The sequence below is a fragment of the Puniceibacterium antarcticum genome (genome assembly GCF_002760615.1).
Lineage (GTDB): Bacteria > Pseudomonadota > Alphaproteobacteria > Rhodobacterales > Rhodobacteraceae > Puniceibacterium > Puniceibacterium antarcticum.
This window is the reverse complement of the sequence record NZ_AWWI01000050.1, coordinates 35,647-50,691: the sequence shown is the minus strand read 5'-3', so window position 1 is coordinate 50,691 and position 15,045 is coordinate 35,647. Positions and strand designations below refer to the sequence as shown.

Genomic DNA, 15,045 nt, shown 5'->3' with positions numbered 1-15,045 from the left:
CATCAACCGATCGGCTTCCCCCATCTGGCTGACGCTCAGCAGGGCGTGATGCGGTTCAGGACGGCACCACCTCGACATGCTGAAGCGATGGCTTGGTTTCGACGGGGCCGGCAAAGTCGATCACGACCCGTGAGGCAACCTTGCCATGTTCCAGCCGGTCAAAGACGTCGTTGATCGCGCTCAAGGGCTGCAATTCGATATCCGCCCGAACCTTGCCATCGGCGGCAAAGGCCAGCGCCTCGGCCATGTCCTGACGGGTGCCGACGAAAGAGCCGCGGATGGTGATGCAGTTTGCCACCACATCGAACAGCGGCACGGGAAAATCACCCTTGGGCAGGCCGACCAGCGCACAGGTGCCCCGCTTGCGGGTCATGGCAATGCCCTGATGAAAGGCCGACAACGACGGCGCCGTGATCAGCACGCCATGCGCACCGCCATCCGTGCCCTTGCGGACCGCTTCGACTGCGCCTTCGTCCTTGGCATTCACCACCAGATCCGCGCCCAGCTTCGTCGCATGCGCAAGCTTGCCTGCGTCGATGTCGACGGCACAGACCTGCAGGCCCATCGCCTTGGCATACTGGATCGCAAGATGCCCAAGCCCGCCTGCACCCGAAATGACGACCCAGTCACCGGGGCGTGCTTCGGTCACCTTGAGACCCTTGTAGGTGGTGATACCGGCGCAGATCAGCGGTGCGGCCTCCTGCGGGGTCAGACCTGCCGGGATGTGCGCGACATAATTCGGATCGGCGATGATGTATTCTGCAAAACCGCCGTTGCGGGTATAGCCGCCAAATTCGGCCTCAGCGCAGACAGTTTCCCAGGCGGACAGGCAATGTTCGCAATGCCCGCAGGCGGAATAGAGCCAGGGCACACCGACGCGGTCACCCAGTTTGACGATTGTCACGCCTGCCCCCAGGCCGACAACAAGACCGATGCCTTCATGGCCCGGAACGAAGGGCGGTGTCGGCTTGACCGGCCAGTCACCGTTTGCGGCGTGCAGGTCGGTGTGACAGACGCCGCAGGCCTCGGTCTTGACGAGGATCTGGCCCGGACCGGGGGTCGGAATGTTGACCTCGCGCAATTCAAGTGGCTTGCCAAAGGCGGTGACGAAGGCAGCTTGCATCGTTTTGGTCATGTGTTGTTTTCCTTCAGTGAAATATCTGCGCAGTTTACGCCGCAGCTTTGCCAAGGCCGCGCACGGCCTCGATCATCTGGGTCAGCACGGCAGCGGCATCGCCGTAAACCATGTTGCAATTATCCTTGTAAAACAGTTCATTGACGATCCCGGCATAGCCTTTTCCCTCGCCGCGCTTGATGACGTAGACCTGTTTCGCCATGTCCGCGTTCAGGATCGGCATGCCCCAGATCGGAGAGGATTTGTCGCTCCGCGCCGCCGGGTTGACCACGTCATTGGCCCCGATCACCAGCGCGACATCGGCGGTTTCAAACTCGGGATTGATGTCCTCAAGCTGGAAGATCAGATCGTAGGGCACGCCCGCCTCGGCCAGCAGCACATCCATCTGGCCCGGCATACGCCCCGCCACCGGGTGGATCGCGAATTTGACCGTGACTTCTGCCGCTTGCAGCAGTTTGACCAGTTCATAAAGCTTTTGCTGACCCTGCGCTGCGGCGAGACCGTAGCCAGGCACGATGATGACCTCCTTGGCATAGCGCATGAAGATCCCGGCGTCGCCCGCGCCGACCGGCTTCAGCTCGCCCTCGATCTTGCTGTGCTTGTGCTTGGGGGCAACGCCGAAATTGGTGAACAGGATGTTGGACACTGACCGGTTCATCGCGCGTGCCATCAACAGCGTCAGCATAAGGCCTGCCGCGCCGACCACCATGCCCGCGATCATCAACGCCGGGTTCTGCAGGGAATATCCCTCTAGCCCGACGGCAAGCCCGGTGAAGGCGTTGTAGACCGAGATCACAACCGGCATGTCGGCCCCGCCGATGGGCAGCGTCATCAAAACGCCAAACAGCAGCGACAGTGCAAAGAAGATCGCAATCACTGTGGGCATCGCCAACAAAGGCTCGGTGCCACTCAGCACGCAAAAGCCGATATAGCCGCCAGTGATCAACGTCACGAGGAAGGCCGCGCCGTTCACGATCTGCTGCCCCTTGAAGCGCAGCGGCTGCTTGAGCAGACCGTCAAGTTTGCCCCATGCAATCAGCGACCCGGACAGCGAGATCGACCCGATCAGCGCGCCCGCCAATGTCACCACCAGCGCCGCAGGGGCAGAAACGCCGCCCAGCAGGACGATGGCCGCAATCGCTGCCGCAGCCCCGCCGCCCGCGCCATTCAGCAGCGCCACCATCTGCGGCATGGCCGTCAGCGCCGCCTTGCTGCCACTGCGCCAGGCCAGCCCGCCGCCGATGGCAAGGGCTAGCAACGCGAGCCCGATGTTGACCCAAAGGTGCGCCTGCGCCTCGGGTCCGACGGACAGGGCGTATAGAAAGCTAGCCAGCACGGCGACAACCATGCCGATCCCGGCATAAGCAATGCCCGAAGGGGCTGTCACGGGCGACGACATCCGCTTGAGCCCGAAGAGAAACAGAAAGGCTGCGGCAAGGTCGGCCACCACGATGGCCATTGAGGGAAGGAGCGCCAGCATGATCTCAGCCCTTCCGTTTGTGTTTGCGCGCAGGTTTGGCCGGATGCGAGGTCTGGAACATCGCCAGCATCCGCGCCGTCACCACATAGCCGCCTGCCGCATTCGCAGCCCCCAGTGCCACGGCCAGAAAGCCGATCATTTGTTCGCTCAATGTGGATGCGTTCAGCAGGGCAAAGATGCCGCCGACCACGACGATGCCGTGAACAAAGTTAGATCCCGACATCAGCGGTGTGTGCAGGATCGCAGGCACATGGCCGATGATGACCCAGCCGGCAAAGCCCGCCAGAAGAAAGATGTAGAGTGCCGCAAGACCGGCGATGGAGATGTCCATGGGAAGACCTTTCAAGCCGTTGAGAGCCTTTATTACGCGTTTTCGGACGGTGAACCGGCAGCCACTTCGCCTGAAAACGCTGTTGCGGCGGGTTCTGCGGTTTTCGGTGCGGCCAGCGCGGGGGCATTCATCCGCTCGCCGTCATGGGTCAGCACGCAGGCCGACAGAATCTCATCCGTCAGATCCACGGTCAGGATATTGTCGTGCAGCATCAGGCCCAGCAGATTGGCAAGGTTCTTGGCGTAAAGCTTGCTCGCATCCTCTGCCAGCATCGACGGCACGTTGAGCGGCGCAAGGATCGTGACCGGACCCACCCGCGTGGTTTCGCCCGGAACCGTGTCGTCACAATTGCCCCCGCCCCCAGCCGCCAGATCGACAATCACCGCCCCCTGCTTCATCCCCGCAACCTGCGCCGAAGAGATCAGCTTGGGTGAAGGTTTGCCGGGAATCGCTGCGGTGGTGATGATCAGATCTGCCGCCTGAATATGTGTCGTCAGCACCTTGGCGACCTTGGCCTGTTCTTCGGCGCTCAGCGCGCGGGCATAGCCGCCCTTTCCCGTCGCATCGACGCCCGTGTCGACAAAGGTGGCCCCCAGCGACAGCGCCTGTTCGCGGGTTTCGGGGCGCACGTCATAGCCGATCGTCACAGCCCCAAGCCGATGCGCGGTGGCCAGTGCCTCGAGCCCCGCAACGCCCAGTCCCATCACCAGCACATGTGACGGGCCGATGGTTCCGGCGGCGGTGGTGACTTTGGGCAGCACGCGCGCCAGACCCATGGCGCCCAGCATGACGGCAGAATATCCCGCCAGAGCCGCCTGTGACGACAGCGCGTCCATGCTTTGCGCGCGGGTGATGCGGGGCAGTTTTTCGATGGCAAAGCAGGTGATCCTGCGGGCAATCAGCAGCTTGACGAGGGTCGGCTCTGCATCGGCATAGATATAGCTGATCAGCACCGCGCCGGGCTTCATTGCATTCACCACGGCAAGCGCGGGGGGCTGAACACACAGCACAACATCGGCATCCGCCACCAGCTCAGCGCGGTCGGCAATCACAGAAACCTCTGGAAAATCTGCTTCGCTGAGACCAAGGTTTTCGGCGGCTCCGGCTTCAAGATGCAACCGCGCCCCAAGTTTCATCAGGCCGGATATGACCCCCGGCACAAGGGCCAGACGCCTCTCCCCCAGGGTGGTTTCTTTCAGAACGGCAATATTGACGTACATGGGCAGTCTCCGGCTGAGGGGCAAAGGGGCGGCGGAGGATTTTTCGCCGCCCAAGGCTGGAACCTCAGACCGGGGCGTCAGCCTTGACGTAGCGGACCAGCTTCTTGTTCACGAACTGCTGGATGCCCATGTCGCCAAGCTCGCGGCCATAACCCGAGGCCTTGATGCCGCCAAAAGGCAGATCGGCATCCGACCAGCTGATGTTGTTGATGAACATCATGCCGGTATCGACCGCACTGGCGACGCGCTTGCCCGCCTCAAGATCAGCCGTAAAGACCGACCCGCCCAGGCCAAAGTCGCTGTCGTTGGCCAGCGCGATTGCCGCGGCCTCGTCCTTGACCCGAAAGACCATGGCCACCGGGCCAAAGAATTCGTCACGAAAGGCGGGGTTGTCCGGGGCAACATCCGTCAGGATCGTCGGCTGCATGTAGCTGCCCGCACGGTTGAGCCGCTTGCCACCCATGACAACCGTCGCGCCGTGCTTCACAGCCACATCCACCTGTTTCAGCAGATCCACCAGCGCCTGTTCGCTTGAAAGCGGGCCAAGCGTGGTCGCCTCGTCTAGCGGATCGCCAGCTTCCAAAGCGCTCAGAGCAGCCTCAAATTTGGTCAGGAACTGATCCGCAACTTTTTCGGCGATGATGAACCGTTTCGCAGCGCAACAGGTCTGCCCGGTGTTGTACATCCGGCCCCAGACCGCCCATTTCAGCGCATGCTCCATATCGGCATCTTCCAGCACGATAAAGGCATCCGCCCCGCCCAGTTCCATCGACGATGGTTTGAGTGCCGCGCCAGCGCTGGCGGCAAGGCTGCGTCCGGCCGCCACGCTGCCGGTCAGCGCAACGCCTTTGATCCGCGGGTCAGCGACGATCTTGTCGGACTGATCATGCGAAACCATGAGGTTGGTATACAGCCCCTCGGGCGCGCCGGCATCGGTCAGGATCTTCTCAAACGCAATGGCGCATTGCGGCACGCAACCGGCATGTTTGATAACCAGCGTATTGCCCGCCATCAGATGCGGACCGGCGACCCGCGCCAGCTGATAATAGGGAAAATTCCACGGCTCGACGCCAAAGACGACACCGATGGGGCTGCTTTCCATATGCCCGATGCCCTGTTCCGGGTTCAGCGGGGTGTCGGCCAGAAACTTTTCGGCGTTCTTGGCGTAATAGGCCATGATTTTGGCTGAAAACTCGACCTCACCGCGCGCCTCGTCGATGCGCTTGCCCATCTCAAGGGTCATGGTCTTGGCCAGTTCTTCAACACGTTCGTGCAGCAGCTCACCCGCCTTGGCGATGATTGCGGCACGTTCGGCAAACGATGTCTTCTTCCACTGCGCAAAGCAATCTGCGGCCTTGGCGAGTTTGGCTTCAAGCTGCGCGTCCGTAAGCTCTTCGAACTTTTTGAGCAGTTTGCCTGTGGCGGGATTGAAGCTTTGATAGGTCATGGTCTTCTCCTTGACGTCATCGTGCTGCGATGGAACTCGGCTGTGCCGAAGCTGTTTGAAACTGGCTAGGACTGTGGGCGTGCGGCACAATCCGGCCCCGCGTTGAAACGCAAGGAATCGGCTAGCGTCGCTCGGGCACAAGAGCCACCGGGTCAGTCTGGTGACTGGCTGATCAAACTATGGCCCTGTGCACAGAGGCTCATACTGATGCACATCTGTCTTAACGAAAGATTTACCACTACCGCCCGCAGCAGGTGCGCGCAGGCCCGATCTTTTCGAGACAGAAAATAAGGAGATGGAGCGGTGCCGCAAAAGCGCGGCGAGCAGGTGGAAGAGGGTCGCCGCCCCCCGCCCAGTTTCAACTACGTTGCGCGTACCCCGCACAAAGGCGGGATACGCGCGTCAAAGCGATCTGGACCTTAGGCCCTAAAGGCCTAGACCTTGTCCCAGTCCCGATCCCCGTCCGCATCCCTGACGCGTGTGGGCAGACCGATCTTGTCGAGCAGGGAAAACAGCGGCTTGGGGTCAAGTTCTTCGACGTTCATCATGGTTCCGTGGTCATATGTCCCATCGGCAATCAGCATGGCCATCGCGACCGGCGGCACACCGGCGGTGTAAGAGATGCCCTGGCTGCCGACCTCGTTATAGGCGTCCTTGTGATCCGCGATGTTGTAGACAAAGACCTCCACATCCTTGCCGTCCTTCGTGCCTTTGACCAGATCACCGATGCAGGTCTTGCCGGTATAGTTCGGCGCAAGTGTCGACGGATCGGGCAACACGGCCTTGACCAGCTTCAAGGGCACCACTTCCAGACCTTCAGCTGTCGTCACGGGCTGTTCGGACAACAGACCCAGATTTTGCAGCACCGTGAAGACGTTGATGTAATGGTCACCAAATCCCATCCAGAACCGGATATCAGCTTGCGGATAGTTCGCGGCCAGCGAATGCACTTCGTCATGCCCCGACAGATAAGCCTTTTGCATGCCGACCACGGGAAGATCCCATTCGCGGCCCACTTCGAACATCTTGTTGCTTTGCCAATCCCCTTGCTGCCAGCTGTAAACCGTGCCGGTGAATTCGCGAAAGTTGATCTCGGGGTCAAAGTTGGTCGAAAAGTATTTGCCATGTGAGCCGGCGTTGATATCGACGATGTCGATGGATGTGACCTCGTCCATAAAGGTATCGACAGCATAGCGCGCAAAGGCGTTGACCATGCCCGGGTCAAAGCCCGCACCAAGGATCGCGGTAACGCCTGCCTTGGCGCAATCCTCGCGGCGCTTCCATTCGTAATTTCCATACCAGGGCGGTGTTTCGCAAATCTTGCTCGGGTCTTCGTGAATGGCCGTGTCGATATAGGCAACACCGGTTCTGATGCAGGCCTCAAGCACGGTCATGTTCACAAAAGGCGATCCCACGTTGATCACGATCTGCGCGCCGGTCTTTTGCAGCAGCTTGACCACGGCGTCGCTGTCCATGGCATCAACCGTATGCGCCTCGAACACACCGTCCTGTTTCATGGCAGTCTTGTCATGCACGCTTTGGATGATCGCCGCACATTTCGACACTGTACGGCTGGCGATATGCAGATCCCCAAGGACGTCGTTGTTTTGCGCGCATTTATGCGCGACGACCTGCGCGACGCCACCGGCACCGATGATAAGAACGTTTCGTTTCATGTAACCAAGAGACCTCTTGTCGTCGTAAATTTCAGGAAAGGGCGGCGGCGAAATCGTCATAGTCGAAATCGCGCACCATTTTCAGGGTTCCGTCCAGTTCCCGGATCGCAATGCCGGGCATCTTCACACCGTTGAACCAGTTTTTCTTGACCATGGTGTACCCCGCAGCGTCCTGGAACGAAATCCGGTCGCCCGGCTTCAACGCAGCGTCAAAGCGGAATTCGCCAAAGATATCGCCTGCAAGGCAGGATTTTCCGCAGATCATCCAGTCATGATCGCCCGTATCGGGGCTGATTTTTGCAGGTTCGCGGTAGATCAGCAGATCCAGCATATGCGCCTCGATCGAGCTGTCGACGATGGCGAGGTTCTTGCCGTTGAACATCGTGTCCAGCACCGTCACTTCCAGAGTTGCGGCACCGGTGATGGCGGCCTCACCCGGCTCAAGATAGACCTGCACACCGAAGGTTTCGGAAAATGTCTTCAGCCGTGCGGCCAGGCGCTCCAGCGGATACCCCTCGCCTGTAAAGTGGATGCCGCCGCCCAGGCTGACCCATGTCATCTTGTGCAGGGTCGCACCAAAGGTGTCTTCGATCAGCGCCAGCATCTCATCGAACCGCGCAAAGCTGGCATTTTCGCAATTGTTGTGGAACATCAGTCCACTGAGCTGATCCGCGACCGCCGCAACCCGGTCCGGATCGCTTTCGCCCAGACGGCTGAACGGCCGCGCCGGATCAGCAAGGTCAAAGCCAGAGGTCGAAACACCCGGGTTGACCCGCAATCCCCGCACATGCCCTTCGGACTCTGCGGCAAATTTGGTCAGCTGGCCAATCGAGTTGAAGATGATCTTGTCGCAATTTGCCAGAACTTCCGCAATCTCGTGATCCGCATAAGCAACGGAATAGGCATGTGTCTCGCCTGGAAACTTGTCGCGGCCCAGCTTGACTTCGTAGAGAGAGGAGGATGTCGTGCCATCCATATACTGGGCCATGAAGTCGAACACCGACCATGTGGCAAAGCATTTGAGCGCCAGCAGTGACTTTGCCCCCGATGCATCCCGCAGCCAGGCGATCTTTTCCATGTTGGGCAAAAGACGCGACTTATCGATAAGGTAATAAGGTGTTTGCAAGGCAAAGTCCTCTTCGTGGGCCATCCGGATCATGGTCGTCCCGATTAGGTCAAATCGCCGGTCAAGGCAAACGATGAGTGGTCAGTCACAACCTTCTGGCCTTTTCGCACCAAACCTTACCGGTTGGCTCAACCCTCGTTCTGGCCTGTTCGCATGACAGCAGTGTGACCCAGCTCTGCACGTCAGCTTGCGGTACTGACCCAAAATCGGACGCAACGCTTGGCCGCCACAGGTCTGGCGCGACGAGGCTCAGGCGCCACAAGCGGCGTGCCCAGAAACACACCTCAAAGCCCGCCACAGAACGCGCTACAGAACGCGCCCCGGCTGCCCCAGAATTTGACGCGGTCACCGACGTAGTCAAACCCGATCACCTTTTCATCGGTGTGATAGCCTTTGGTGATGATCCTCAGATCCTCCATCGCGAACCCCTCGGTTCCCAATGTCTTGACCGCGTCTTCCGCAGCGGCGTGGTCGGGAAAGATGGCAATGGCGTGGCTGGTATGTTTCACAGGATCGCCCTTTGAACGAAGAAGGGCCGCGACCCCAGGTCGCGGCATTGGACCCACCCCGGCGCATCAGATGGGGTGAACCGTGGGGCGCATCACGAACTGCGGGGCTGAGCAATGGTACCCTGCCTGCACCGAACCCCACCACACCGCGCTTTTCGGGGATCGGCATCCGTCTTGAGCGGCCCTGATCTGCGTCAATACCGGACGGCACGATCCCGGCTAAGCTCCCGCAGTCGGACACAGGCCCGCAACACCGGCAGGAACGCGCTGCAACATGCGCCACATCGGGTCAGGACAGGATCTCACAATGGCGAATTCCACGACACAGCTCACCCGCGATCCGGCATTTGATCGCTTTCTCGGCGCAGCCGTCGGCGAAGACAGGCACGGCACAAACGTCACGGTCCTGTCGATGTTCGCGCGGCTTGGGATAGACCCCTGGGATGAAGCATCGGATCTGGCTGGAATGGCGGACGTCCCGGCGCGCAAAAGGCTGCAGGCCTTGTTGTCCCGGTTCAAGGACGTGCCAGCACTTGTTGCCAACAGCGGCGAGGTTGTTGCGCGCCTGCTGGCTTTCCTGCCCGAAGCATCCGCATCGCCACGGCGGGCCCCGGACGGCACCACGGCAGGATTAGCGCTGCCACGTCTGGGCGCACCGATCCACTGGATCATTGCGACCGTTCTGCTGCTTGTCTGGCTCGCTGTTATGGCGCAGGGCTGATGCAAGCTGTACAGTGCTGACACGGAAAAAGGTCGGCGGACACGCCAGGCCTGAAAGGAACTCACCATGACCACCGAAGCCACCCTCTGGGATCAGGAAGAACACTTTTGGACCCAGGGTGCCCAAAGCGCCCGCAACATGACGGCCAAGAACGCCGTCTTCGTCTTTCCCTACCCGGCTGGAATCCTGCAGGGCGATTCACTCTGGAGAGAGGCAGACGTCGCCCAGCGCTGGCGCTCGGTCGTGATGAGCGACCGCTTTCTGTCGCAACAGGGTAACGTTGCCGCTCTCGCCTATCGTGTGTCCGCAGAACGCGGCGATCTGCCGGTCTATGACGCGCTCTGCACCTCGACCTACGTGAAAGATGACGACACATGGCTGCGCCTGTCGCACCAGCAGACCCCGTCTGAGTGATCGGGGCCACGCGTGAGGGCGACTTTGTCTCGCCTCGCGCGGCCCCTCCCCCGTCGCGCCCCGCGCGGCCCCTCTCCTGTCGCGCCAGAGAATTCCGTGGCCCCCCTGATCTGCATCAGCCTGACGACAGAAAAGCGCGACTAGCATCACCTTAACCAGTCTGCGCCGCTTCATGGCCGGACAGGAAAAGGACAACGCCATGCCCCCAATCCCAGCACCGCCGGAAACCGCAAAGCGGTTCCGGTTCCCTTCGGCCTATACGATCCTCTTTGCACTGATCCTCGTCGTCGCGGCCCTGACCTGGATCATCCCGGCAGGCCAGTATGCGCGCGTCGCGTCAGAGACACTGGGCAAAGAGGTCCCCGTTGCGGGAACCTACGCGACAACCACAGCCAATCCGCAGGGCGTGTTCGACATCATTCTTGCCCCGATCGCCGGGTTCTACGATCCCTCCAGCTATGCGGCCAATGCCATCGACGTCGCATTGTTCGTATTGATGATCGGCGGGTTCATCGGTGTGGTGACGGCCACGGGTGCCATAGACGCGGGTATCAAGCGCGCAATGACGCGGCTGAAGGGGCGCGAAAAATGGATGATCCCGATCCTCATGGGCCTTTTTGCCCTTGGCGGCACGACCGAAGGCATGGCCGAAGAAACGCTCGCCTTCTATGTCCTGCTGACGCCGGTGATGATCGCCGCCGGATATGACGCGCTGACGGCTGTGGCGGTGATCTTGCTCGGCGCGGGTGTTGGCGTGCTCGGATCAACCGTAAATGCATTTTCGACCGTGATCGCGTCAGATGCCGCAGGCGTGCCGTTTACCGACGGGCTGGTCCTGCGGCTGGTCCTGCTCGGCGTGACCTTTGCCGCGACAGTGGCCTACGTCATGCGCTACGCCGAACGGGTCAAGGCGGATCCCTCCCGCTCGCTGGTCTTTGACCTCAAGGCCGCGAACGAGGCGCATTTCGGCACGGACACACAAACCAGCACAGACTTCAGCGGCCTGCACAAGATTGTCCTGCTGCTGTTCGGTGCGACCTTTGCGGTGATGATCTGGGGTGTGTCGCTGGGCGGCTGGTGGATGGCCGAGATGAGCGGGCTGTTCCTGTTTGCCGGCATCGGCATCGGTCTGGTCGGACGTCTGGGTGAAAAGGGTCTGGTGGACGCCTTTGTCGGCGGCGCGCGCGATCTGCTGGGTGTGGCGCTGATCATCGGGCTGGCGCGCGGCATCGTCGTCATAATGGACGCCGGGCACATCACCGATACGATCCTGCACTGGGCCGAAGGCACTGTCACCGGTCTGAACCGCATCCTCTTTATCAACGTCATGTACTGGATCGAGGTGGCGCTGTCCTTCTTCGTGCCCTCCACCTCGGGCCTTGCGGTGCTGTCGATGCCGATCCTCGCCCCTGTCGCTGACTTTGCCGGGGTCGCGCGCAGCCTTGTCGTCACCGCGTTCCAGTCGGCCGAGGGCGTCGTAAACCTTGTCACCCCCACATCTGCCGTCGTCATGGGCGGACTCGCCATTGCCCGTGTGCCCTATGAACGCTGGCTGCGCTTTGTCTGGCCCGTGCTTCTGGGTCTCACCCTCATCATCATGGCCGTCCTCAGTATCGGCGTCCTTCTGCAAGGAACCCCCACATGACCCTCACCTATGGCGTTCATTCCGAGGCGGGCAAACTGCGCCGCGTTCTGGTGCACAAACCCGGCGCGGCCATGGCCCGCCTGACCCCCGCCAACTGCGCCGAACTGCTGTTCGACGATGTGATCTGGGTCAAGCAGGCCCGGGTCGAGCACATGACCTTTGTCGATGCCATGCGCAATCGTGGGGTCGAGGTGGTTTACATGCGCCAGTTGCTGGCTGAGACGATGGCCAACCCCGAGGCGCGGCGCTGGCTGCTGGAGGCGCGGATCAGTGACAACACCGTCGGCGTCGGTCTTGCCGATGATCTGCTTGCACATCTGATGGAGGTGAGCGGCGATCTTCTGTCCACCATCCTCATCGGGGGCATGAGCCGTGCTGAGCTGCCGGTTGCGGCCAGTGGCGTGCTGGCCCCGATGCTGGAGCCTGCGGATTTCATCCTGCCGCCGCTGCCCAACCAAATCTTTACCCGTGACACGACCTGCTGGATCTATGGCGGCGTCACGCTGAACCCGATGCACTGGCCCGCGCGGCGGTTGGAAACCCTGAACCTCGCCGCGATCTACCGCTTTCATCCGGATTTCAAAGATGCGGGTTTTCCGATCTGGTGGGGCGACCCGATGCAGGATCACGGCCCCGCCACGGTCGAGGGCGGTGATGTCATGCCCATCGGCAACGGATGTGTGTTGATCGGCATGGGCGAACGCACCACACCACAGGCTGTCGGCCAGATCGCGCGCGGGTTGTTTGCCGGGGGTGGTGCGACACGGGTCATCGCCTGCCAATTCCCCAAATCGCGCAGCGCCATGCACCTTGATACGGTCTTCACCTTTTGTGACCGCGACCTTGTCACCGTCTTTGCCGAAGTGGCGGATGCCATCCGCTGCACCAGCCTGCGCCCCGGTGACGGTGACAGCATCGCGGTCGAGGTCGAAAGCAAACCGTTCCTTGAGGTCGTCGCTGATGCCCTTGGCCTCAAGGTGCTGCGCACCATTCCGACCGGCGGCGATGCCTATGAATCCGCCCGCGAACAATGGGACGACGCCAACAACCTGCTCTGCCTCGAACCCGGCGTCGTGGTCGGATACGAACGCAACACCTATTCCAACACCCTTCTGCGCAAAGCCGGAGTCGAGGTCATCACCATTCCCGGATCGGAACTGGGCCGCGGACGCGGCGGCTCCCATTGCATGACCTGCCCTCTGATCCGCGACGCGATTTAAAACCTGTCACCCAAGGTCGGCACCCGGTCTTGGGACAGACGGCACACACAAGGAATATCCCATGCCACAGAACCTGCGCGGACGCAGCTTTCTGAAACTGCTCGACTTCACCCCGAACGAACTCCGCCACCTGCTCAGCCTCGCCGCCAGCCTCAAGGCCGCCAAGCAAAGCGGCACCGAAAGGCCCCTTCTGAGCGGCAAGAACATCGCCCTGATCTTCGAAAAGGACAGCACCCGCACCCGCAGCGGGTTCGAGGTGGCCGCCTACGATCAGGGCGCGCATGTCACCTACCTCGGCCCCACGGGCAGCCACATCGGCCACAAGGAATCGATGAAGGACACCGCCCGCGTTCTGGGCCGGTTCTATGACGGCATCGAATACCGCGGCTTTGGCCAGAAGGATGCAGAGGTGCTGGCCGCGTTTTCCGGTGTGCCGGTGTTCAACGGACTGACAGACGATTTCCACCCGACCCAGATCCTTGCTGACCTCATGACAATGCGGGAATTCACGCACAAACATCTCTCGGACATCGCCTTTTGCTTCATGGGCGACGCCGGGAACAACATGGGCTCATCGCTGATGATCGGTGCCGCGCTGATCGGCATGGACCTGCGCCTGTGCGGCCCGCAAAGCTGCTGGCCAGACCCCGACCTTGTCACCCAGTGCCGCAGCATCGCGGAAACAACGGGCGCCCGGATCACCCTGACCGAAAAACATGCCGAAGGCCTCGAAGGCGCCGATTTTGTCTATACCGACGTCTGGGTGTCCATGGGCGAGCCGGACTCTGTCTGGGAAGAACGCATCGCGCTGCTGTCCCCCTATCAGGTGACAACGGCGGTGATGGAAAAGACCGGCAATCCCAATGCCAAATTCCTGCATTGCCTGCCTGCCTTCCACAACCGCGACACCGAAGTGGGCGAAGCCAACTTCCAGAAGTTCGGAATCAACTGCATGGAGGTGACGGAGGAGGTCTTTGAATCCCGCGCCTCGGTGGTGTTTGATCAGGCCGAAAACCGGATGCACACGATCAAGGCGGTTCTTGTCGCCACGATGGGGCCGTAAGATGCGCATCGTTGTGGCCCTTGGCGGCAATGCCCTGCTGCGGCGGGGCGAGCCGATGACCGCCTCTGCCCAGCACACGAATGTGCGCATCGCAGCGACGGCCCTCGCGGATCTGGCGCGCGATCATCAGATCGTCGTGGCCCATGGCAACGGCCCGCAGGTCGGCCTTCTGGCGCTTCAGGGGGCCTCCTATGATCCCGACAAACCCTGGCCGCTGGATGTGCTCGGGGCCGAGACGGAAGGCATGATCGGCTATCTGATCGAACAGGAACTGATGAATGCCCTCCCCGAAGGGGCCAGATGCGCCACCCTGCTCAGCCGGGTGGAGGTGGACGCAGACGACCCCGCCTTTGCCAACCCAAGCAAGCCGATCGGACCGGTCTATTCCACGACCGAAGCTGCGCAGGTGGCCCGCGATCATGGCTGGGACATGGTGCGCGAATCCTCCGGCGGATCGCGCCGTGTTGTCCCCTCCCCGCTGCCGCTCAGGCTTCTGGGGCTGGATGCGATAAAGCTGCTTTTGGACTCGGGGCACTGCGTGATCTGCGCCGGTGGCGGCGGTATTCCCGTCAGGCGCAATGCGTCCGGGGACATGGAGGGGGTCGAGGCCGTGATCGACAAGGATCGCACGGCCGCGCTGCTGGCCCGGGATATCAACGCAGACGCCCTTCTGATGCTGACCGATGTCTCTGCCGTTTTTCGGGACTGGGGCCGCGCCGATCAGCAAGAGATCACCAGCACCACACCATCAGCTCTGGGCACACTGGACCTTGCGCCGGGTTCCATGGGACCAAAAGTCGCCGCAGCCGCAGACTTTGTCAAAGGCGGCGGTGCGCTGGCAGGTATCGGCCAGCTGTCGGATGCCCGTGCAATTCTGGAAGGTCAGGCAGGCACCCGCATCCGGCCGGACCCAACCTGACGCGCATGACGCCCCCAGCCGGACCGGAAATTTCGACTTTTCGCACCGCAGACTGATCCAGATCAGTGCAACCCTGAAAACACGGTGCGATCCTTCGAAGTGTTCGCTGAAATCCGGCGAGCCTCTACTGCGTGGTGAG

At 61.3% G+C, this 15,045-nt stretch carries 14 protein-coding genes; 6 read left to right on the top strand and 8 right to left on the bottom strand.

The genetic code is table 11. From position 1 onward, the window contains the following. Window positions 1-55 precede the first annotated feature (55 nt). The 8 genes from P775_RS06795 to P775_RS06760 all read right to left on the bottom strand — a co-directional run bounded on the left by P775_RS06795 (window position 56) and on the right by P775_RS06760 (window position 8,924). A complete protein-coding gene (locus tag P775_RS06795) occupies window positions 56-1,135 on the bottom strand; it encodes a zinc-dependent alcohol dehydrogenase (protein WP_099910273.1) in 1,080 nt (359 codons plus the stop codon). Between the two features lie 34 nt (window positions 1,136-1,169). Beyond that, window positions 1,170-2,615, bottom strand: coding sequence for an NAD(P)(+) transhydrogenase (Re/Si-specific) subunit beta (locus P775_RS06790; protein WP_099910272.1), 1,446 nt, complete (start codon window positions 2,613-2,615; stop codon window positions 1,170-1,172). A gap of 4 nt (window positions 2,616-2,619) precedes the next feature. Further along, entirely contained in the window at window positions 2,620-2,946 is a 327-nt protein-coding gene (locus tag P775_RS06785; RefSeq protein WP_099910271.1) for a proton-translocating transhydrogenase family protein, read from the bottom strand. 32 nt (window positions 2,947-2,978) lie between these two features. After that, on the bottom strand, window positions 2,979-4,166 hold the full coding sequence (locus P775_RS06780) for an NAD(P) transhydrogenase subunit alpha (protein ID WP_099910270.1): 1,188 nt from the start codon (window positions 4,164-4,166) through the stop codon (window positions 2,979-2,981). Window positions 4,167-4,230: 64 nt separating this feature from the next. Continuing rightward, window positions 4,231-5,613 carry an NAD-dependent succinate-semialdehyde dehydrogenase gene (locus P775_RS06775; RefSeq protein WP_099910269.1) on the bottom strand — a complete coding sequence of 461 codons (1,383 nt, stop codon included), beginning with the start codon at window positions 5,611-5,613 and terminating at the stop codon, window positions 4,231-4,233. 434 nt (window positions 5,614-6,047) lie between these two features. Then, window positions 6,048-7,289: a saccharopine dehydrogenase family protein gene (locus tag P775_RS06770; RefSeq protein WP_099910268.1), complete on the bottom strand. Its 1,242-nt coding sequence runs from the start codon at window positions 7,287-7,289 to the stop codon at window positions 6,048-6,050. 31 nt (window positions 7,290-7,320) lie between these two features. Then, window positions 7,321-8,415, bottom strand: coding sequence for a carboxynorspermidine decarboxylase (locus tag P775_RS06765; protein WP_099910284.1), 1,095 nt, complete (start codon window positions 8,413-8,415; stop codon window positions 7,321-7,323). A gap of 284 nt (window positions 8,416-8,699) precedes the next feature. Beyond that, entirely contained in the window at window positions 8,700-8,924 is a 225-nt protein-coding gene (locus tag P775_RS06760; RefSeq protein ID WP_099910267.1) for a hypothetical protein, read from the bottom strand. Between the two features lie 307 nt (window positions 8,925-9,231). Between P775_RS06760 and P775_RS06755 the strand changes: the two genes are divergently transcribed. The 6 genes from P775_RS06755 (at window position 9,232) to arcC (ending at window position 14,906) form a co-directional block, all read left to right on the top strand. After that, window positions 9,232-9,645, top strand: a complete 414-nt coding sequence (locus P775_RS06755; protein ID WP_099910266.1) for a hypothetical protein — start codon at window positions 9,232-9,234, stop codon at window positions 9,643-9,645. A 66-nt stretch (window positions 9,646-9,711) separates the two neighbouring features. After that, window positions 9,712-10,059, top strand: a complete 348-nt coding sequence (locus tag P775_RS06750) for a hypothetical protein (RefSeq protein WP_099910265.1) — start codon at window positions 9,712-9,714, stop codon at window positions 10,057-10,059. A 199-nt stretch (window positions 10,060-10,258) separates the two neighbouring features. Next, window positions 10,259-11,704, top strand: a complete 1,446-nt coding sequence (locus P775_RS06745; protein WP_099910264.1) for a YfcC family protein — start codon at window positions 10,259-10,261, stop codon at window positions 11,702-11,704. Continuing rightward, window positions 11,701-12,924: an arginine deiminase gene (gene arcA / locus P775_RS06740; RefSeq protein ID WP_099910263.1), complete on the top strand. Its 1,224-nt coding sequence runs from the start codon at window positions 11,701-11,703 to the stop codon at window positions 12,922-12,924. Before P775_RS06745 ends, arcA begins: the two co-directional genes overlap by 4 nt. A gap of 61 nt (window positions 12,925-12,985) precedes the next feature. Further along, window positions 12,986-13,987, top strand: a complete 1,002-nt coding sequence (argF, locus tag P775_RS06735; RefSeq protein ID WP_099910262.1) for an ornithine carbamoyltransferase — start codon at window positions 12,986-12,988, stop codon at window positions 13,985-13,987. A gap of 1 nt (window position 13,988) precedes the next feature. Then, complete coding sequence (gene arcC, locus P775_RS06730) at window positions 13,989-14,906, top strand: carbamate kinase (RefSeq protein WP_099910261.1); 918 nt, start codon at window positions 13,989-13,991, stop codon at window positions 14,904-14,906. Window positions 14,907-15,045 lie beyond the last annotated feature (139 nt).

Coding starts and splice junctions, on each gene's coding strand:
- P775_RS06775 (WP_099910269.1), bottom strand. CDS start 5,613: ATGACCTATCAAAGCTTCAATCCCGCCACAGGCAAACTGCTCAAAAAG.
- P775_RS06795 (WP_099910273.1), bottom strand. CDS start 1,135: ATGACCAAAACGATGCAAGCTGCCTTCGTCACCGCCTTTGGCAAGCCA.
- P775_RS06780 (WP_099910270.1), bottom strand. CDS start 4,166: ATGTACGTCAATATTGCCGTTCTGAAAGAAACCACCCTGGGGGAGAGG.
- P775_RS06750 (WP_099910265.1), top strand. CDS start 9,712: ATGACCACCGAAGCCACCCTCTGGGATCAGGAAGAACACTTTTGGACC.
- P775_RS06755 (WP_099910266.1), top strand. CDS start 9,232: ATGGCGAATTCCACGACACAGCTCACCCGCGATCCGGCATTTGATCGC.
- arcC (WP_099910261.1), top strand. CDS start 13,989: ATGCGCATCGTTGTGGCCCTTGGCGGCAATGCCCTGCTGCGGCGGGGC.
- P775_RS06785 (WP_099910271.1), bottom strand. CDS start 2,946: ATGGACATCTCCATCGCCGGTCTTGCGGCACTCTACATCTTTCTTCTG.
- P775_RS06770 (WP_099910268.1), bottom strand. CDS start 7,289: ATGAAACGAAACGTTCTTATCATCGGTGCCGGTGGCGTCGCGCAGGTC.
- P775_RS06790 (WP_099910272.1), bottom strand. CDS start 2,615: ATGCTGGCGCTCCTTCCCTCAATGGCCATCGTGGTGGCCGACCTTGCC.
- argF (WP_099910262.1), top strand. CDS start 12,986: ATGCCACAGAACCTGCGCGGACGCAGCTTTCTGAAACTGCTCGACTTC.
- P775_RS06745 (WP_099910264.1), top strand. CDS start 10,259: ATGCCCCCAATCCCAGCACCGCCGGAAACCGCAAAGCGGTTCCGGTTC.
- arcA (WP_099910263.1), top strand. CDS start 11,701: ATGACCCTCACCTATGGCGTTCATTCCGAGGCGGGCAAACTGCGCCGC.